The organism is Enterobacter ludwigii (genome assembly GCA_023023105.1).
Lineage (GTDB): Bacteria > Pseudomonadota > Gammaproteobacteria > Enterobacterales > Enterobacteriaceae > Enterobacter > Enterobacter adelaidei.
On the sequence record CP083824.1, the window covers coordinates 644457 to 663576 of the forward strand.

Below are 19120 nucleotides of genomic sequence, written 5' to 3' on the forward strand. Positions count from 1 at the left end.
AATTTCGTCATCAAAGAGGAGGAAAACCACCAAGCCGTCGGACGCCTGAAACGTCAATCTGTCAGTGAATATTCACCATTCATTCACTTTGACTTAACAAATTGACGACAAGGAACCGAACATGAGCAAGAAAGCCATTCACTGGAGCGGTGTATTCCCGGCAGTCAGCACCCAGTTTCGCAGCGATTACTCTCTCGACCTGGATGCCACCCATACGGTGATGAAAAACCTGGTCAAGGATGGTGTTTCCGGCCTGGTGGTGTGCGGCAGCGTGGGCGAGAACACTTCTCTGACCACGCAGGAAAAGCTGCAAATTATCGAAGTGGCGAAAGACGCGGCGGGTGGACAGATCCCGGTTATCGCCGGTGTCGCAGAATTTACCACCGCCTTTGCGCAGAAGATGGCGAAAGAGGCCGAGCGTGTGGGCGTTGACGGTATTATGGTGATGCCTGCGCTGGTGTACTCTTCAAAACCGCATGAAACAGCGGCCCACTTCCGCAGCGTGGCAACCGCCACTGACCTGCCAATCATGGTGTATAACAACCCGCCAATCTACAAAAACGACGTGACGCCGGATATCCTGGCGACGCTCGCTGACTGCGACAACATCGTCTGCTTTAAAGACTCTTCCGGCGATACCCGCCGCTTTATCGACCTGCGTAATTCCGTTGGCGACCGCTTTGTGCTGTTTGCCGGGCTGGATGACGTGGTGGTCGAGAGCATCGCCGTGGGGGCAGAAGGCTGGATCTCGGGGATGTCGAACGCGTTCCCACGTGAAGGGGAGACGCTGTTCCGCCTGGCAAAACAGCAGCGCTATGAAGAAGCGATGGCGCTTTACCGCTGGTTTATGCCGCTGCTGCATCTGGATGCGCGTCCGGATCTGGTGCAGTGCATCAAGCTTTGCGAAGAGCTGTTGGGCCGCGGCAGCGCGATTACCCGTCCGCCGCGCCTGGCGCTGGAAGGGGAAACCCGTGCGCAGGTGGTAGCGATTGTCGAGAAGGCGCTGGCGACTCGCCCACAGCTGCCTGACGTCGGCCTTTAAGCACAGGAGTGACGATGACTTTATCTCTCTCTGTTTCAGGCCAGCAGTTTATCGCCGGCCGCCGCGTGGCAAGCGGTGAGGCGACGCTGCCGGGCCTGCGTGCCGCTGACGGTGAACCCACCGGATACCGCTTTTACCCGGCCTCCCGCGAGGAGGCCGCCGCCGCGGCGCTGGCGGCAGAACAGGCATTTCCGATCTATTCACAGACGTCACCCGAGGTACGAGCCCGCTTTCTCGAAACTCTCGCCGACGAGCTGGATTTACTCGGCGATGAATTTTTCGCGATAGCCCATCAGGAGACGGCGCTGCCGCTGCCGCGCTTGCAGGGAGAGCGTGCCCGGACCAGCAATCAGCTGCGTATGTTCGCTGGCGTGCTGCGTCGGGGTGATGCCTTCGGCGTGCGCATTGATACCGCACTCCCTGCGCGCCAGCCGCTGCCGCGCCCGGATCTGCGCCAGTATCTGACGGCGCTGGGCCCGGTGGCAGTATTCGGTGCCAGCAATTTCCCGCTGGCTTTCTCCACCGCAGGGGGCGATACCGCCTCTGCGCTGGCGGCGGGCTGCCCGGTGGTGGTGAAGGCTCATCCGGGGCATATGGCAACGGCAGAACTCACCGCTCAGGCCATTGTGCGTGCGGTGGAGAAAGTCGCCCTTCCTGCGGGCGTTTTTAACATGATTTTCGGCACCGACATTGGCGCAGAGCTGGTGCGTCACCCGGCGATCCAGGCGGTCGGGTTTACCGGTTCTTTGCGCGGCGGTAAGGCGCTCTGGCTGCTTGCGCAGCAGCGTCCGCAGCCGATCCCGGTCTTTGCGGAGATGTCAGCCATTAACCCGCTGATTATCCTGCCACAGGCGTTAGCCACCCGGGCAGAGGAGCTGGCGAAGGAACTGGTGGCCTCTTTTACCCTCGGCAGCGGGCAGTTTTGTACCAAGCCCGGGCTGATCCTGGCCTTGCGTGGCGAAGGCATGACCCGCTTCACGCAGGCGCTGAAGGAGGCGGTGGATCAGGCTCCGGCACAGACCATGCTCAATGCCCCGACCCTTGCCCACTACGAAGAAGGCGTCAGTGCGTTTGAGGCGCATCCCGCGATTCAGCGGCTGGCAGGCTCTGATGATTCTGTTAGCGGACGCGCGCAGGCTCGCCTGTATCAGGCCCCGGTTTCGCTGCTGCTGGCGCAGGAGCCTCTGTTGCAGCATGAGGTGTTTGGTCCGCTGGCGGTGCTGGTTGAGGTGGCTGACGAGGCTGAAATGCAGGCTGTTCTGCGTGCCATCCAGGGGCAGTTGACGGCAACGGTGCACGCCGAATCCGATGACGGCCCGCTGGCACAACGCCTGCTGCCAGCCCTGAGCGAAAAGGCCGGGCGCGTGCTGTTTAACGGATATCCGACCGGCGTGGAAGTGTGCGATGCGATGGTGCACGGCGGCCCGTGGCCTGCCACCACCGATTCACGCGGGACCTCCGTCGGAACCCGCTCCATCGAACGTTTTATGCGTCCGGTGTGCCTGCAGAATGTGCCCGCTGCACTGCTGCCGCCTGCTGTCCAGGATGCTAACCCTCTGAACCTGCTGCGCCTGATTAACGGGCAGTGGACCCGGGAAGCCATTTCCCCCTCTGTTGACTGAAGGGCATGACCATGACGATTCACTCTACGCATCAAACATCGTCCCGCGTTGTTGAGTCAGGGAAATTTAAAAAGCAGCTCACGTTAACCGACCTGACGTTTATTGGTCTTGGGGCTATCTTCGGCTCCGGCTGGCTGTTTGCCGCAAGCCATGTGGCCTCGATTGCCGGGCCTGCGGGCATTGCCTCGTGGGTTATCGGCGGGATTGCCGTGCTGCTGCTGGGGATTGTCTATTGTGAACTGGGGGCGGCGCTGCCGCGCGCCGGGGGGATCATCCGCTATCCGGTGTTTTCCCACGGCGAGCTGATGGGGTATCTGCTGGGCTTTATTACGCTGATTGCGTTCTCAAGCCTGATCTCCATTGAGATTGTTGCCGCGCGCCAGTACGCGGCCGCCTGGTTCCCGATGCTAACGCAGCCAGGCTCAAGCGATCCGACCCTGCTGGGCTGGGTGGTGCAGTTTTTACTGCTCTGTTTCTTCTTTGGCCTGAACTACTACAGCGTAAAAACGTTCGCACGCTCCAACAACATCATCAGTATTCTGAAGTTTCTGGTGCCGCTGGCGGTTGTCGTCACCCTGTTTACCTTTTTCAAACCTGAAAACCTGCACGTTCAGGGGATTGCGCCGTTTGGTATGTCAGGCGTTGAGGCGGCGATCAGCGCCGGGGGGATTATTTTTGCCTACCTGGGGCTGACACCGATTATCTCTGTGGCGAGCGAAGTACAAAATCCGCAGCGGACCATCCCGGTTGCGCTGATTTTATCGGTGGTGCTGTCGACGATTATCTATGTGCTGCTGCAACTGGCGTTTCTTGGCAGTATTCCAACCGGGATGCTCGGCAGCGGCTGGGCGGAGATCAGCAAACAGTTCTCGCTGCCTTATCGCGATATCGCCATTACGCTCGGTATGGGCTGGCTGGCATTTATGGTGGTGTGCGATGCGATTGTCTCCCCGAGCGGCACCGGCAATATCTATATGAACGCGACGCCGCGCGTGATTTACGGCTGGGCGAAAGCGGGGACGTTCTTTAAGGCGTTTACCCACATTGATAAAGAGTCCGGCATTCCGCGTCCGGCGCTGTGGCTGACCTTCGCCATGTCTATCTTCTGGACGCTACCGTTCCCGTCCTGGGAGCAGTTGATTAGCGTGGTGTCGGCGGCGCTGGTGTTGAGCTATGCCATTGCCCCTGTCACGGCGGCGGGGCTGCGCCGTAATGCGCCCGATCTGCCGCGCCCGTTCCGCGTGCGTGCCTTCGGGATTATCGGCCCGGTGTCGTTTGTGATTTCAGCCCTGATTGTCTTCTGGTCTGGCTGGGGGACGCTGTCATGGCTGCTGGGGTTGCAGATTGTGATGTTCGTGGTCTACGTGCTGTGCAAAGCAAAAGTGCCTGTCCACACCGTGAGTCTGGCGCAGCAGGTGAAATCGTCCCTGTGGCTCATCGCTTTCTACGCGCTGATTATGCTGTTCTCGTGGCTGGGCAGTTTTGGCGGCACAGGGGTGATTGGTCATCCGTGGGATACGGTGGTGGTGGCGGTGATGTCGCTGGGCATTTACTACTGGGGCGAGCGAACCTGTCTGCCACAGGCTAACTTTACCGGAGACGAAGAAGAGTAGAGGAGTGGGTCATGGAGATGGTAAACCTCTCGTTAACAGAGGCTTATGCGCTGGCATTTAACGTGCTGCGCGGGAACGGATTCAGCGAGGCGCACGCCGCCGCGGTGGCGAAAAACGTCACCCACGGCGAGCGCGATGGCTGCGCCTCGCACGGTTTGTGGCGGTTGCTGGGTATTGTCGAAACGCTGCGTAAAGGGAAGGTGTCACCAGACGCAGAGCCGGCGATCGCCGATATCGCACCCGCCATCGTGAAAGCGGACGCTGGTGGGGCATTTTCCCTGCTGGCGTTCGAACGTGCGCTGCCGCTGCTGATAGAAAAGGCGCGACACGGTGGTATCGCCGCGCTGGCGATTAACCGCTGCGTGCACTTTTCTGCCCTGTTTGCGGACGTTGAACCGCTGACGGAGGCCGGCCTGGTGGCGCTGGCGACCACGCCGAGCCATGCGTGGGTCGCCCCTGCGGGCGGCACGCAACCGCTGTTTGGCACGAACCCGATTGCTTTTGGCTGGCCACGCGGCGATAAGCCGCCGTTTATTTTTGATATGGCCACCAGCGCGGCGGCGCGGGGTGAAATCCAGCTGCATCAGCGCGCGGGTAAACCCGTGCCGGAAGGATGGGGGATCGATGCTCAGGGCAAACCGACGACCGATGCACAGGCTATTCTCGACGGCGCGATGTTGACCTTCGGTGGACATAAAGGATCGGTGCTGGCGGCGATGGTGGAGCTGCTTGCCGGGCCGCTGATCGGTGATATGACCAGTGCGGAATCGCTGGCGTGGGATGAGGGCGCAGGCGGCCTGCCTTACGGCGGTGAACTGATTCTGGCGCTCGACCCGACGCGTTTTTTGGGGAATGACGCCGCGGCCCATCTGGCCCGCGCCGAGACACTCTTCAGCGGGATGACGCAGCAGGGGGCCCGATTGCCGGGAGAGCGCCGCTATCAATCTCGTGAGCGCGCAAACCGTAATGGCCTGGAGATAACCCTCACACTTTTCAATGACATATCTGAGCTGCTGAAATCATCATCGTGATCATCAACACAAGAGGAGGGAAATAGTCCCTCTTCTCAGTACGTTTTTCGTAAAGTTTTCCCTTTCCAGGCCGAAAATTCTGTTATCTGTCTGAAGGAAAGAGAAAACATGTTAAACCGTATCAAGATTGTCACCAGCCTAATGCTGGTTTTAGCGATATTTGGCCTTTTACAACTCACATCCGGTGTTCTTTTCTTTAACGCTCTGAAGAATGACAAAGAGAACTTCACCGTCCTGCAAACCATTCGCCAGCAACAATCCACGCTGAACGGCAGCTGGGTGGCGTTGCTGCAAACCCGTAATACCCTGAACCGTGCGGGCATCCGCTATATGATGGATCAGAGCAATATCGGCAGCGGCGCGACCGTTAACGATTTGATGCAAATCGCGTCTGCGTCTCTGAAACAGGCGGAAAAAAACTGGGCTGACTATGAAGCCCTGCCGCGCGACTCGCGTCAAAGTGATGCAGACGCGATGGAAATCAAACGTAACTACGATATCTATCACGGTGCGCTGGCGGAGCTGATTCAGCTGCTGGGCGCAGGTAAAATCAACGCCTTCTTTGACCAGCCGACTCAGAGCTATCAGGACGGTTTTGAGAAGCAGTACGTAAACTACCTGCAGCAGAACGACAAGCTGTACAAGACCGCCGTTGAGGACAGCAACAGCTCTTACTCTCAGGCTATCTGGGTGCTGATTAGCGTATTGGTTGCCGTTCTGGTGGTGATTGTCGCCGTCTGGCTGGGTATCAAACAGGCGCTGATCTCTCCGTTGAACCGTCTCATCGACAGCATTCGCCATATCGCCAGCGGCGACCTGGTGAAGCGCATTGATGTGGAAGGCTCCAACGAGATGGGCGAACTGGCCGATTCACTGCGTCATATGCAGGGTGAGCTGGTGCGTACCGTTGGCGACGTGCGTAATGGCGCGAACGCCATTTACAGCGGTGCGAGCGAAATCGCGATGGGCAACAACGATCTCTCCTCCCGTACCGAGCAGCAGGCGGCTTCTCTGGAAGAGACCGCTGCCAGTATGGAACAGCTGACGGCAACCGTTAAGCAGAACGCCGAAAACGCCCGTCAGGCAAGCCATCTGGCGCTAAGTGCGTCTGAAACGGCGCAGAAAGGCGGTAAAGTGGTGGATAACGTGGTGCAAACCATGCGTGACATCGCCGGAAGTTCGCAGAAAATTGCCGACATTATCAGCGTAATTGACGGCATTGCTTTCCAGACCAACATTCTGGCACTGAACGCGGCGGTAGAAGCGGCGCGTGCGGGCGAGCAGGGCCGTGGCTTTGCGGTGGTGGCAGGTGAAGTTCGTAACCTGGCGCAGCGCAGCGCCCAGGCGGCACGTGAAATTAAGAGCCTGATTGAAGACTCTGTTGGCCGTGTGGAAGTGGGCTCTACCCTGGTAGAAAGCGCCGGTGAAACCATGGGCGAGATCGTTAATGCAGTCACTCGCGTTACCGACATTATGGGTGAAATCGCCTCTGCGTCAGACGAGCAGAGCCGCGGTATTGACCAGGTGGGTCTGGCAGTCGCAGAGATGGATCGTGTGACCCAGCAGAACGCCTCGCTGGTGGAAGAGTCTGCTGCGGCCGCGGCCGCGCTGGAAGAGCAGGCGAGCCGTCTGACTCAGGCTGTGGCGGTGTTCCGCATTCAGCAGGAGCAGATGAAAGCGCGCGAGTTCGCTGCGGCTAAAGCGGTTTCCACGCCGGTGATGGCGCGTAAAACCGCGACTGCCGATTCAGGCGATAACTGGGAAACGTTCTAATTAAGTGACAGGCGCATGGCACAGCGGGATTCATACGCTAAGCCATGCGCCGCTTCATCCTCTCTTTTCTGACGCAGTTCTGGCGTTAGCTCAGCAATTTGTTCAAATCCCAACCGCGCATAGAACGGCGCATTCCACGGGACGTCCCGGAACGTCGTTAACGTCAGCGACGTTAGCCCTAGCTTACGGGCATGGTCAGCCACACAGGCGATGAGCTGTCGGCCAATCCCTTTTCCCTGCCAGTCCAGATCAACCGAAAGCTCCACGATAAACAGCGATGAAGAGTGTGCTTCGGTGAGGATAAACCCCACGGGGCGGTCATTCGCCAGCGCCAGCCAGCTTTGCCCGCGTTCGGCATACTCAAGATGCTGCTCAGCGGAAATGACCTCACCCTCGGCAAGCCAGGCGAGCTCCGGATAGCGTCGAAAACGTTCCCCCGCCGCGCGTTCAATGGCGGGCAGGGCGTAAACGTCGTCACAGCGAGTTGGCCGAACGGTTATGTTAAGGGGGACGGTCATTAGCCTGCATTACTCACAATTTTAATTTCGACCATACCTACCCCCAGCTGACGCGGTGAATGGCCGAGGATATTCCCGTCATTCGTGGACTGCGGGTCTGGCGGCACAATCACCAGGGTATTGCTGCGGGATGGATTCTCAAAATGAAGCGTGTGAGTGGTCACTTCGTTTCCAAGCGTTAGCATCTGCTCTTGATCGCCCACGCGCACGGGCACGGGCTTATTTGCATTGGAGCCATACGCCCTGGCCGTGATCACCAGGTCAAATTGTTCTGGCAGGGGATGGGTGTACTCAATTTTCACCTCGTTGCCCAACTGCGCATTTGACCAGCGTCCCCAGGACTCCGGACGTGAGATGCCGCTAAACTGTTTCACCTCTTCCGGCGCGCCGGCCACGTTAAAGATAAAGCTGTCCGCCTTGTAGCGAATATCGTTATCGACGATTTTCAGCATGTCGACGTTGTGCTGGTAGCGTGCGGTATCAATCACCGTATCTTTAAACGCGGTTTTGCCTTTCCACTGGGCTTTATCCACATGCTGCACGGTTTGCTCCCCGCCAAGCTGGCCCTGAGAAACACACCAGTCGGTAGAAAGCGCCAGCGGCTGTGACCAGAGTTGGCCCATTTTGTAACATTTGTCGACCCAGACGAAGTTATCGCGAGGGGCAAAGTCAGCCAGCTGGAAACGCAGTGGGGCGGAATACTCACTTTCCGGCAGCGGTTCGACGCGATTGTCCGACACGCGCACCAGCAGCGGCAGGCGGAAGCTGCTGCCCGAGAAGGCAATCGTGTTTTTATTTTGATCGATGGTGAAATCTTTCATCTCTTTCGGGAAGTTCCACAGGCGGATGATGTCTGGCTTCCACGCGAGGATTTTTTCCTTCATGTTGAGGAAGACTTCAGAGAGAGATTGCCCCGACAACGTGCTGCGGCCCAGACCAATAAAGTTGTCTCCGCCCAGAATGTCCAGCACGGTCGCGCCGTTATCCATTGAGTTACGTTTGGTGGCAATCACTTCCTGTTGCGGCTGGTCGCCGCGAAGTACGAAGAACAGATTGCTGCGATCCTGCTTGTTGAGTTGATCCCATGCGCTGTTTTTCATCGCCAGATGGTCAGACGAAACGACGATGACGGTATTTTTAAAATACGGTGAAGCTTTGATTTTCTCGACCAGTGCGGCGATATGCTCCTGGCTACAGGTGACGGCGCTGAAAGATTTGTTGTTTTTGCCGCCGACATCATAGCTTCTGCGTTTACAGGTACGTGAGACGAACCCGTCCGGGTGGTGCGTATCCACGGTCAGAGCAAAAAGGGAGAAGCGCTTACCCGAGCGGGAAAGTTCTTCGAATTTCTTCCAGGTTTCGTCCAGCACCGTATCGTCGTAGAAGCCCCAGTCGTTACGGTAGTTTGGATCGGCAACTGTCGTTTTTAACTCCTCTGAGCCATACAGGTGGTCAAAACCGTGGGACTTCAGGAACACATCTTTTCCGGCAAAGCGCAGGTTCGCCCCCTGGACAAAATAGTTTTCATAGCCGGAGTTTTTCAGAATATCGCCCAGGCAAACATTCTGCGGGAAGAATGTCGACATCGAGGCTGAGGCGTTCCCTTCAAAAGGTGCAAACAGCGGGATACCACACTGGGAGGCAACCATTCCGGCGATAGTGTAATCCGTGCCGGGCAGCTGCATGGTGTGGCTGAAATCAAGACCTTCGTTTTTCAACGCGCCCAGCTCTGGTGTCAGGTTCGGGAACGCGTCGTTATCAAAGTACGTGCGCTCCAGGCTTTCGCCGTAGATATAGACCAGGTTGAGTTTCGGGCTGGCGATCGTTTTCGACGGCTCTTTGTAGTAGGCCACGAAATCCGGATCGCCGTCGCGCGACTGGGACTTTACCAGCTCGGCGATCTGATGGAATGCGGGACTGGCGTCGACTGAGGCCAGTGCCAGGAAAAGCGCCAGCAGGCTGTAACCATGATGGTGCGGATGATGGCGACGTCGCCGCAGTACCCAGGCCAGTGTGCCAAAAACGACCACCAGCGCCACAACCAGGCCCAGCCCAGGAAGAATATACTTACCTACGCCTGCGCCCGTCAGGCTGTTCGTCAGGGTGTAGAGCACCGCATCGTTAATACCGTCACCGGTAAAGTAATCGCTGGCGTATAAGGTAATGTTTAAAATAATAAAAATGCCGAGCACCACCAGCGTGGCGATAAACCACCAGGTGTGACGGCCAGCTTTCCAGGCGTAAACGCCGACAGAAGCCAGAAAAAGGATAAGAGACATGAATTCAGACAACAGCATATCCTCATGACGCCAGATGCTTCGCTGGCTAACTGTTTATTTTTAGGTACTACAATGTAATTGCGATGTCGTTTAGCTGCAATTCTAGTGTCATGAAAGTGTGCTGTTATTAGGATTTGGTTTAGAAAACCGTTTTTTTGAAGGTGCTCGCATCCTGACAAACGGACGCTGAGACGGTGGCAGGCAGGGAAAACGCTCATTTAGCGCCGCGTTGCAAGACTATCGCATTAAACGCGGCGTGTTGTGGCAGAAAATGGGATGGATCAGGAGATGAAATTAACGCCTTGTTTCAGCACCAGATCGCAGGCTTTGGTTTTCACCTGTTTGGCCAGAGAAGAGTTGCCGATGGTGCTCAGGTTAAGCTGCTGGCCGTTTTTCGCGTTAAGCAGACCCTGAATACCGTCCATGTAGTTGGTATCCGCTTTCTGCTCCTGGGTATCCAGACCCAGCTTGCCCAGCACCTGGTTTTTGACATTTTGCGCGTCGGTCACGGAGGCCAGCTTTTGCTTCGCGCAATATTCCAGAATGCCCGCCGCGTTGTTCATTGTACCCGCACTCAGGCTCTGGGAGCTGTTACCCAGCAGGCTGGTGAGAGAAGATGCGGACAGCCCGCCCTGAGTGCTGCTGCTCTCTTTGGTCAGTTCGTTTGCTGCGCTTGACAGAGAATCCTGCCAGGACGCCGCTTGCACTGCGCCGGTAACCAACAGGGTGCCTAACAGCGTGCTGATAATAATCTGTTTTTTCATCGTAAATTTCTCAAAAAGGTCCGTTTTGGGCCGGAAGTGATTCCAGTATATACCGCCTTCTCACCATAGATTCCTGGAACTATCTTAATACTCTTTTCCGGTGACGCGGCTACGGTAACTTTCCCAGTCGAAGATGACATACAGGCTGTTACCCAGCTTCATGCGATCCATAACGCGCTCACCCAGTAAGCGGGTCATCTCGTCGATATTGTGGTTTGTCAGCATACCGGTAGGTCGTTTGGACGAGGAACGGCGGTCGACAATCTGGTTAATGATCACCTTTTCATAACGGGATTCCGTCTGCACGCCAATCTCGTCGATGACCAGTAAATCGACGTTACTCAGGTCGTTCAGGAGTTGTTCTTCGCTGGTTTCGCGGTTGCTGAAGGTGTCTTTCATCGCAGACATGATATCGGCCACGGTGATGATGAGCACCGATTTCCCGCGCAGGAGCAGTTCGTTGCAGATAGCGGCAGCGAGGTGATTTTTTCCGGTGCCAGGTTTGCCGCTAAAGATGAAGCTGGCAATATTACCATCGAATTCATCCACATACTGACGGGCGGCGGCAAGCGCGTTCATCTGCCCGTTGGTCTCAACTTTATAATTATCAAATGAGCAGTTCTGATGCAGGGGACGAATACCTGAACGGTTAAAGGTGCGCTGCATTTTCATCGCCCGATTTTCACGGGCGAGCGCGGCGGCGCGGATCTCTCCTTGCTCTTTTTGCCACGCCAGCAGTTCTTCACCCGTGGTGAAAGCGGGCTTCACGTTGGCAGGCATCATTTTTTGCAGACGTTTCATCAGGTCGCCGACGTTCTTCATTTCGCACCTCGGAATCCGTTAGGGATCTGTTTATCCGGTTCTGAAAACGCGTTGATATCGCGTTTTGGCTGGCCATTATTGCTGGCGCGGGTGATTTGAAGATGGCGCGCGAGCTTTTGCTGCCACTGAATATGGGTGAAGACTTTACCTTCTGCCTGCCACCAGGCCGTAAACGCGGCCAGCTCTTCAGCGGTGGCGGGTTGTGTTAACGCAATCCCCCACAGCGCGGCCTGCCGCTGAAAATCGGCATCAGGTTGCCAGCCCGCATAGAGGGCAAATTTTCCCATCGGAACGTTCATCGGGGCGTTAACCGGCTCATCAAAAAACTGGTTATCCAGCATGATATCGCTCGCCGGGCGTGATAATTGCGCTTCGATCTCCAGGAGCTGTGCCAGACGTTCCGGTGTGATTGCGTAAAATGCCGGCGCATTGTCGGCAAAAACCGCAACCGTGCCGCCTTCGGCGTGGGTCAACACACCGCGTGGGTCGCGCATAAAGGCATCAATGCCAGCAATGCTGGTGGTCAGAATTCTGGAGGACATAACGCTTACTCTACTGATGACTACGGGCGTGATATGAGCTTATGGTAGCACAGAGAGGATGAGGGGATGGAGGGGATTTCCCCGGTGGCGATGCGCTTATAGGGCTACAACCGTAGACCTGATAAGCGCAGCGCCATCAGGCATTTATCATGCGATGATATTCAGGGTCACGTCGATGTTGCCGCGGGTCGCGTTAGAGTACGGGCAAACGATGTGGGCGGCATCGACCAGCTTTTTGGCTTCCGCAGGATCCATGCCTTCAACATGGATGTTCAGTTTTGCTTCGATACCAAAGCCGGTTGGCAGCGGACCAATACCCACTTCGCCTTCAATAAAGGCCTCTTTTGGCAGGGTAAATTTGTCGCGTGCGGCGACAAACTTCATCGCGCCCAGGAAGCAGGCAGAGTAGCCGGCAGCAAACAGCTGCTCAGGGTTCGTCACTTCTCCCCCCATGCCACCCATCTCTTTTGGCACGCCCAGTTTCACGTCCAGGACGCCATCAGAAGAGGTGGCTCGACCGTCACGGCCTCCGGTTGCTTTTGCTTTGGCGGTATAAACGACTTTTTCTAAAGACATGGCAGGTTCCTCATTTTATATTTAAGTGCGCTATTAAATAGCGTGCGATATATGTGTTTAAATAAATACGCGTAAAGTATAGCCTTACGCGTGGTGTAACTGGTGTCGCAAAAGTTCAAGCTGCTGCTTCAGCGCCAGCATCGTGTCAGTATCACATTGCGCTGCGCAACCCATCGCATGGGGGATATTTAGTGCCTGCTGCTGCAGTGCACGTCCCTCGTCGCTCAGCGTGACGGCCACCTGACGTTCGTCTTTACGCGAGCGCTGGCGTTTTATCAGCCCGGCGCTTTCCAGACGTTTTAACAGCGGTGTCAGGGTGGCAGAGTCAAGGAACAGCCGCTCACCAATGTCCGACACCGTCATGTCGTCCTGCTCCCAGAGCACCAGCATCACCAGGTATTGCGGGTAAGTCAGGTTCAGCGGCGCCAGCAGTTGCCGGTACAGCTTGTTAAGCGCCAGATTTGCCGAATAGAGAGCAAAGCAGAGCTGGTTATCCAGCAGGAGCGCAGCGGTGGTGTCGTTCGTTTTCGTGTTCATGGAGTGAATATAGATAGTGCGCTATCTAATTGCAAGCAATTTTATGGGCAGGTATAGCGGAGTGCCACCTGAACGGCCATTTTGCGGTAGTGCTCGCGCTGAGCCTGTTCATCCGCCCCATCTTCAAACAGCAATGTGAAGGTGTAGCTGTTGGCGACGTAGTGAAAGCTGAAACTGCTTATCAGACGGTGGAGATCGCGGGCGTCAACTGTCTGGTTGAATAGCTGCTTTTCTTTACCCCGGTCCAGGATCGCTTCCAGCAGATCGAGCGCGCTACGGTTGACCTGGCGCAGATAGCTCGACTGCTGCATAAAGCGACCACGCTGCATGTTTTCCATGCAGATAATGCGGATGTAATCCGGGTGATCGGCATGATAGTCAAAGGTAGCTTCAACCAGGTTGACCAGCGCTTCTACCGGTGGCATTCCCGCCAGGCTCAGCGCTTTCTCACTGGCGCGGATTTGGGTGTAAACATGCTCCAGGACGAGAAGGTAGAGGTTTTCTTTGTTCTTGAAATGGTAAACCACCATGCGCTTGGTCGTGCCTGCTTTCTCCGCAATTTGCTCCATGCGGGCACCGTTCAAACCATATTCGGCGAAAAGCGCGATCGCGCTCTGAAAAATTTTCTCTTTCAGGCTGGATTCTTCATTGTGTGCGGGGTGTTCGCTGCCTGGGTTAGCCACAATCTTTCCTTATTTTCACCAAACGGACCTGGACGATTATCCCCATGGCAGCGAAATAACACAAATATCAAACGCGTGGGCGTTTGCGGTACAGCCACAGTCCCGGGATCGACAGCCCGATAGAGAGTGCTCCGACAATGGAAGAGGCCTTAAGGAAGTTGCTCAGAAGGAGGATCATCTGTGGCTCGGTGTAGCCAAAATGGCTGATTTTTACTGCGGAAATCATCGCCGTGTAGGCAGATATGCCCGGGAACATCGGGATAACGGCGGCAACGGTGAACACTTTGGGATGCGCCAGATACCAGCGCGACCACTGAATGCCTATGCTACCGACCAGCATAGACGCCATAAATGTCGACCATTCGATGTTAAAACCTGCCGTCATCATGACCATCCGTGACCCATGACCAATCGCACCCAGCAGGGCACACCACGGGAGAGCGCGTTGCGGAACATTAAAGACCATCGCAAAGCCAACGGCAGGAATGGCGGACAGAAGCATGTCCTGTGCCAGTGCCAGCAGAAAATCTATCACGCCCATCCGCGTAACCCCCAGAGAGTCATGGCCATGACGACGCCAATACAGGTCGCCAGCGTCAGCAGGCTGGCGATAGCCCAACGTGCCAGACCGGTATTGATGTGCCCTTTAAACATATCGGCGACAGCGTTAATCAACGGGAACCCCGGGACCAGCAGAAGCACACTGGCGGCCATGGCAACAGTGGGGGTGTTAACAAACTGCGGCAGGCGCAGCAGTAAACCAGACACCGTGGTGGCGACAAAAGCGGTAATACAGAAATTGATTTGTGGGTGCATTTGCCGGTGTGTCAGTAACTGGCGGACATACATCGCGATGCTGCTGGCGAAAAATGTAATGATTGCGCCGTCCCAGCCGCCTTTATTGAGCTTACAAAAACAGGCGCACGACAGCCCAACCATGAGCACAACGAGCCAGCGTGGGTAACGCAATGGCTTTATTTGGTTGAATTTTTTTTCAATCTCATTGTGGTCGAGCAGCTTATGCTCAGCAAGAATGACGATATGTTGCACTTCGGTGACGACGTGCATGTTAATACCGCGGTCGTGGTTTTTGCGGGTGGAGGTCAGGCATTGACCATCTTTGATCGTGGTCAGCACAATGGCGTTTGAAGAGATCGCGCTTTCAACGCTATCCATACCTAACGCCAGCCCCAGCCGTGTTGAGAGTTCCTCAACCAGCGCGCTTTCCGCACCGTGCTGGAGCAGAAAAAGACCGCACTGAATACATAGCCGCGTGATAGCACGCTGCGTTGACCGATCTGCCTGCATGTATTGTCCTGAAGAGAAAATGGATGTTAGCGGTTTGGCCCGTGATGCTTACTTTTAACACAAAGTGCGGTCCCCCTTGCTGTGGGTCAGATCAAGATTTATGCAAACAGTTGCAACCTGTATTGTGAAAGGGTTTTCGCTTTAATTCATAACAATGGTGAATTATTAATGCGGTAACATAAAATATTTGTATTTAGTTATTCTAAATTTATATTGTCGATATTTTAATGAGTCCGTAATTAAATTTTCTTGCACTTTATGAGATATTATCTCTGTTTTAGGCATTTCTTAAATCAGAAACATATCTCATCTTCTGCTTGTATTAATCTGTTTTACACTCAGGGACGAAAATACTTATTACGTTGATGCGTATTAACGTTACTCATCAAATGAAAAATGGACACGGAGGGTCTATGTTGTCATTACATGGTAAACATTGCGTAGTCATAAGCCGGATACCCGTGATGCAAAAAGGGTTTGCAGGCGTTATGGCACGTCACTTCCCCGATTTTGAATTGACCTTTTGCCGCTCACTGCAGGAGCTAACGCTGCTTCAGTTACGCAGTGCAGATGTAATAATTGCCGATATTTCAGGCGAATACAGAAACCCCCGGGGCTCGCTCGAAGAGTACTACAGCTTATTGAACCAATACCGTGAAATACACTGGATCTTCTTAGTCTCCCGACCGCTGTACCCGATAGCGGTTGAGTTGCTCATGCGACCAGAAAGCACGCTGCTATCCGATATGGAACCCATCGACGGCGTGATTAATGCCATCCGGGCCGGGAGTGAGCGTGCTGAACGGATAAGCCAGACGTTATTAATACCAGAACCTCAGAGTGTTGAAGATGAACACGTTATTGCGCTCACGCACTCTGAACGCAAAGTATTACGTTTGTTAGGTAAGGGATGGGGGATTAATCAAATTGCCACCTTGCTCAAGAAGAGCAATAAAACGATAAGTGCGCAGAAAAACAGTGCGATGCGACGGCTGTCGTTGCGGTCTAACGCCGATATGTATGCCTGGATCAGTAGTACACAGGGAATGAGAGAGCTGAGTTTAATCTCAGCCTATGGAGAGTTCGAGGAATGGAAAAAACCGATTCAACAAGACACATCGCCATTATCGAAAATTGTTCAATGAGTGCTGTTGGGCTACAGCATCTTTTTGCTATGCCCACCCTTAACCATTATCAGTTGCACTTATTTAGTGGATTTGAGGACTTTAAGAAGGCACTTCATCAGACCAATTTTTTTTCGCTGATCTATTCACTTTCCGATGCGCGAGAAGAGCGTCGTAATTGCCTGGCGCACGTGCGGGATCTCGCATTTACCCATAGCCATATTCAACGCATTATTCTGACGTCTGATGAGATGGAAGCACGGTTAATTAGCCATCTATCACCTTCACGTCTTCACGGAGTGGTCAGTAAATCATTAACACTTGAGCACTTGCAGAAGGAGCTCGTGGTGTTGTTGGGTGAAACGCTGCGCATCAATGACAATATGCTGAACCACTGGTATCGGAGTCAAAACAGGATGTTAAGCCCCACGGAGCGGGCCATTTTGCGTTATATGTCTTGCGGGTATTCCATTCCCGAAATCGCCGCACAGCTTGAACGCAATATTAAAACTATCCGGGCACATAAGTTTAATGCGATGGTGAAGTTGGGAGTGAGTTCTGACGTAGGGCTGCTTGATGCAGCGGATATTCTTACGCATCTCCCGGCACGAGAACCGCTTAATCCTGCACTCAGCAAACCCACATTTTTATAACCTGCCTTGTGCGCCAGATACTCTCTGGCGCATCAATCAGATGCATACATCAACCCATTTTGCAGATGTTAGCTCTGCCATCCTGTCAGGTGAAATACGTACGGCACTGTGGATCGCGCCAGCGGCAGGGAGTACTTCAGCGTACTGCTTTAAGGAAATATCGCAGTAAACCGCAAGCGGGTTTTCCAGCCCGAACGGACAAACACCACCAACAGGATGACCTGTTATGGTCACTACTTCATCACTGCTGAGCATGCGTGCTTTTGCACCAAAGGTGTCTTTTAGCTTTTTGTTATCCAGGCGCGCATCGCCTTTCGCTACCACCAGAATCACCTCGTTTTTCACCTTCAATGACAGGGTTTTAGCAATTTGTCCCGGCTCAACGCGATGGGCGGCTGCAGCGAGTGCAACGGTAGCGGTACTCTGACTCAATTCAATAACGTCTATATCCGGAGCGTTGTCGGCAAAAAACTGCTGTACAGACTGCAAACTCATTGTTTCCTCCTGACAAATATCCTGCGTAATCTGTCATAAGAATTTATGCTCTGTAAATATCTCTTAAGTAACAAATACCCCATATAGCTGATTTCTGGATCATCTTCACAATCACAGAAACCGGTTACAGTAACCGGTTGCAGAGCGTGGTGCGTAGATTAATACTGAGTACGTAACGTACCCTGTATCCAATAATAAGAGCAAATTATGAAACCATTTAGTCTGAGCAGTACCGCTGGTACACAAGCCAGCAAGGTTGTGAAGCTGATTTATGGAACAACGTGTGGCACGAATGTGCCCGTAACAAACGTCTGACAGGAGATCTGCCATGTCTGCCAACCATGCTGCGTTTAACCTGATATTCCGTTTTGTTGAAAATTACGTTAGCCCAATTGCCGGGCGCATCTCTTCCCAGCGTCATGTTATGGCTATTCGTGATGGGTTCATCTCCGCGATGCCATTTATGATTGTCGGCTCATTTTTGTTAGTGTTCGCTTACCCACCGTTTTCGCCTGATACCACCTGGGGTTTTGCGCGCGCCTGGTTGGATATGGCGAAGCAATTTGAAGGTCAGATCCTGACGCCGTTTGATATGACAATGGGTATTATGTCCATTTATATCTGTGCGGCCATTGCCTATAACCTTGGCAAACACTATGTCAAATCGCATCAGTTAGACCCATTTATGTGCGCCATGCTGTCGCTGATGGCGTTTCTCCTGGTCGCAGCACCTAAAACCAAAGGCACACTTCCTGTGGACAGCCTGGGCGGGACGGGCATCTTTACCGCGATTCTGGTGGCTATTTACTGCGTTGAGATGATGCGTTTCCTTAAAGCGCATAACATTGGTATTCGCCTGCCAGACCAGGTTCCCCCGATGATCAAAAACTCTTTCGACCTGCTGATCCCGGTGCTGGTTGTGGTGTTGACGCTCTATCCGCTGAGCCTGATTATTCAGTCTCAGTTTGACATGCTGATCCCGCAGGCGATTATGTCAGTCTTTAAGCCTTTGGTTTCTGCTGCGGACTCGCTGCCTGCGATTCTGTTAGCTGTGTTGATTGGTCATTTGCTCTGGTTCGCCGGGATCCACGGAGCCGCCATTGTCTCCGGGATGTTACAGATGTTCTGGTTGACTAACCTGGGGGCTAACCAGACTGCGCTGGCTGCCAGTCAGCCTCTGCCGCATATTTTTATGGAAGCATTCTGGACGTTCTTTATCGTGATTGGCGGGTCGGGAGCCACAATGGGACTGGTGATTTGCTATCTGCGCAGTCGTTCAGCACATTTACGCTCTATTGGGCGTTTAAGCGTGGTACCAAGCTTCTTTAACATTAACGAACCTGTCATTTTCGGTACGCCGATTGTGATGAACCCAGTGTTCTTTATTCCGTTCCTGTTGGCACCCATGGTGAACGCCGTGCTGGCCTGGGCGGCGATGTCATTTGATCTGATTGGCCGTGTCATTTCAGTCGTGCCCTGGACGGCACCCGCTCCGATTGGCGCCGCATGGGCCCTTGGCTGGGATTTCCGCGCAGCCATTCTGGTTGTTGTTCTGGCCTGCGTATCAGCAATAATTTACTTCCCATTCTTCAAAGTCTACGAGAAGCAGCTGCTGGAGCAGGAAGCCGAGGAAGCGCAGCGTAACGCGGAAGAGGAAAATCAGCAGGTGGCTTAAAAGCGTTGTGCCGGGTGGCGGCTACGCCTTACCCGGCCTACGAGTTGAGGTTTTTGTAGGCCC

19 protein-coding genes are annotated in these 19120 nt (G+C 54.3%); 8 read left to right on the plus strand and 11 right to left on the minus strand.

From position 1 onward, the window contains the following. Window positions 1–121: 121 nt before the first annotated feature. The 5 genes from LCD46_02990 (at window position 122) to tsr (ending at window position 7081) form a co-directional block, all read left to right on the plus strand. The gene (locus tag LCD46_02990; protein UOY71318.1) at window positions 122–1042 is read left to right on the plus strand and encodes a dihydrodipicolinate synthase family protein; all 921 of its coding nucleotides are present in this window, start codon (window positions 122–124) and stop codon (window positions 1040–1042) included. A 14-nt stretch (window positions 1043–1056) separates the two neighbouring features. Next, window positions 1057–2664, plus strand: a complete 1608-nt coding sequence (locus tag LCD46_02995; protein UOY71319.1) for an aldehyde dehydrogenase (NADP(+)) — start codon at window positions 1057–1059, stop codon at window positions 2662–2664. Between the two features lie 11 nt (window positions 2665–2675). Next, window positions 2676–4277, plus strand: a complete 1602-nt coding sequence (locus tag LCD46_03000; GenBank protein UOY71320.1) for an APC family permease — start codon at window positions 2676–2678, stop codon at window positions 4275–4277. 11 nt (window positions 4278–4288) lie between these two features. Further along, on the plus strand, window positions 4289–5308 hold the full coding sequence (locus LCD46_03005; GenBank protein ID UOY71321.1) for an Ldh family oxidoreductase: 1020 nt from the start codon (window positions 4289–4291) through the stop codon (window positions 5306–5308). 108 nt (window positions 5309–5416) lie between these two features. Continuing rightward, complete coding sequence (gene tsr / locus LCD46_03010; GenBank protein ID UOY71322.1) at window positions 5417–7081, plus strand: methyl-accepting chemotaxis protein; 1665 nt, start codon at window positions 5417–5419, stop codon at window positions 7079–7081. Here the strand turns inward: tsr and LCD46_03015 are convergent. The 10 genes from LCD46_03015 to LCD46_03060 all read right to left on the minus strand — a co-directional run bounded on the left by LCD46_03015 (window position 7078) and on the right by LCD46_03060 (window position 15110). Beyond that, window positions 7078–7599 carry a GNAT family N-acetyltransferase gene (locus LCD46_03015; protein UOY71323.1) on the minus strand — a complete coding sequence of 174 codons (522 nt, stop codon included), beginning with the start codon at window positions 7597–7599 and terminating at the stop codon, window positions 7078–7080. The genes tsr and LCD46_03015 overlap by 4 nt on opposite strands. Continuing rightward, window positions 7599–9890: a phosphatidylglycerol--membrane-oligosaccharide glycerophosphotransferase gene (gene opgB, locus LCD46_03020; GenBank protein UOY71324.1), complete on the minus strand. Its 2292-nt coding sequence runs from the start codon at window positions 9888–9890 to the stop codon at window positions 7599–7601. Before opgB ends, LCD46_03015 begins: the two co-directional genes overlap by 1 nt. Before the next feature lie 269 nt (window positions 9891–10159). Further along, window positions 10160–10642 (minus strand): DUF2501 domain-containing protein, encoded by a 483-nt coding sequence (locus LCD46_03025; protein UOY71325.1) that lies wholly within the window; start codon window positions 10640–10642, stop codon window positions 10160–10162. Between the two features lie 84 nt (window positions 10643–10726). After that, complete coding sequence (dnaC, locus tag LCD46_03030; GenBank protein ID UOY71326.1) at window positions 10727–11464, minus strand: DNA replication protein DnaC; 738 nt, start codon at window positions 11462–11464, stop codon at window positions 10727–10729. Then, window positions 11461–12006, minus strand: coding sequence for a primosomal protein DnaT (dnaT, locus tag LCD46_03035; GenBank protein ID UOY71327.1), 546 nt, complete (start codon window positions 12004–12006; stop codon window positions 11461–11463). The genes dnaC and dnaT overlap by 4 nt, the downstream gene beginning before the upstream one ends. Before the next feature lie 147 nt (window positions 12007–12153). Beyond that, window positions 12154–12582 (minus strand): organic hydroperoxide resistance protein, encoded by a 429-nt coding sequence (locus tag LCD46_03040; GenBank protein ID UOY71328.1) that lies wholly within the window; start codon window positions 12580–12582, stop codon window positions 12154–12156. A gap of 84 nt (window positions 12583–12666) precedes the next feature. Next, a complete protein-coding gene (locus LCD46_03045; protein UOY71329.1) occupies window positions 12667–13119 on the minus strand; it encodes a MarR family transcriptional regulator in 453 nt (150 codons plus the stop codon). 41 nt (window positions 13120–13160) lie between these two features. Further along, complete coding sequence (locus LCD46_03050) at window positions 13161–13802, minus strand: TetR family transcriptional regulator (GenBank protein ID UOY71330.1); 642 nt, start codon at window positions 13800–13802, stop codon at window positions 13161–13163. A gap of 67 nt (window positions 13803–13869) precedes the next feature. Further along, complete coding sequence (locus tag LCD46_03055; GenBank protein UOY71331.1) at window positions 13870–14343, minus strand: threonine/serine exporter; 474 nt, start codon at window positions 14341–14343, stop codon at window positions 13870–13872. Next, window positions 14334–15110 (minus strand): threonine/serine exporter ThrE family protein, encoded by a 777-nt coding sequence (locus LCD46_03060; GenBank protein ID UOY71332.1) that lies wholly within the window; start codon window positions 15108–15110, stop codon window positions 14334–14336. The genes LCD46_03055 and LCD46_03060 overlap by 10 nt, the downstream gene beginning before the upstream one ends. A 413-nt stretch (window positions 15111–15523) precedes the next feature. Between LCD46_03060 and LCD46_03065 the strand changes: the two genes are divergently transcribed. Both LCD46_03065 and bglJ read left to right on the plus strand, forming a co-directional pair. Further along, window positions 15524–16255: a LuxR C-terminal-related transcriptional regulator gene (locus LCD46_03065; GenBank protein UOY71333.1), complete on the plus strand. Its 732-nt coding sequence runs from the start codon at window positions 15524–15526 to the stop codon at window positions 16253–16255. Beyond that, the gene (gene bglJ / locus LCD46_03070) at window positions 16252–16887 is read left to right on the plus strand and encodes a DNA-binding transcriptional activator BglJ (GenBank protein ID UOY72882.1); all 636 of its coding nucleotides are present in this window, start codon (window positions 16252–16254) and stop codon (window positions 16885–16887) included. The genes LCD46_03065 and bglJ overlap by 4 nt, the downstream gene beginning before the upstream one ends. Window positions 16888–16923: 36 nt before the next feature. Here bglJ and LCD46_03075 read toward each other — a convergent pair whose 3' ends face one another. Then, on the minus strand, window positions 16924–17382 hold the full coding sequence (locus LCD46_03075) for a YbaK/EbsC family protein (protein ID UOY71334.1): 459 nt from the start codon (window positions 17380–17382) through the stop codon (window positions 16924–16926). Window positions 17383–17710: 328 nt separating this feature from the next. Here LCD46_03075 and LCD46_03080 point away from each other — a divergent pair, with 328 nt between their 5' ends. Then, window positions 17711–19057: a PTS sugar transporter subunit IIC gene (locus tag LCD46_03080; GenBank protein UOY71335.1), complete on the plus strand. Its 1347-nt coding sequence runs from the start codon at window positions 17711–17713 to the stop codon at window positions 19055–19057. The last annotated feature ends 63 nt before the right edge of the window (window positions 19058–19120 follow it).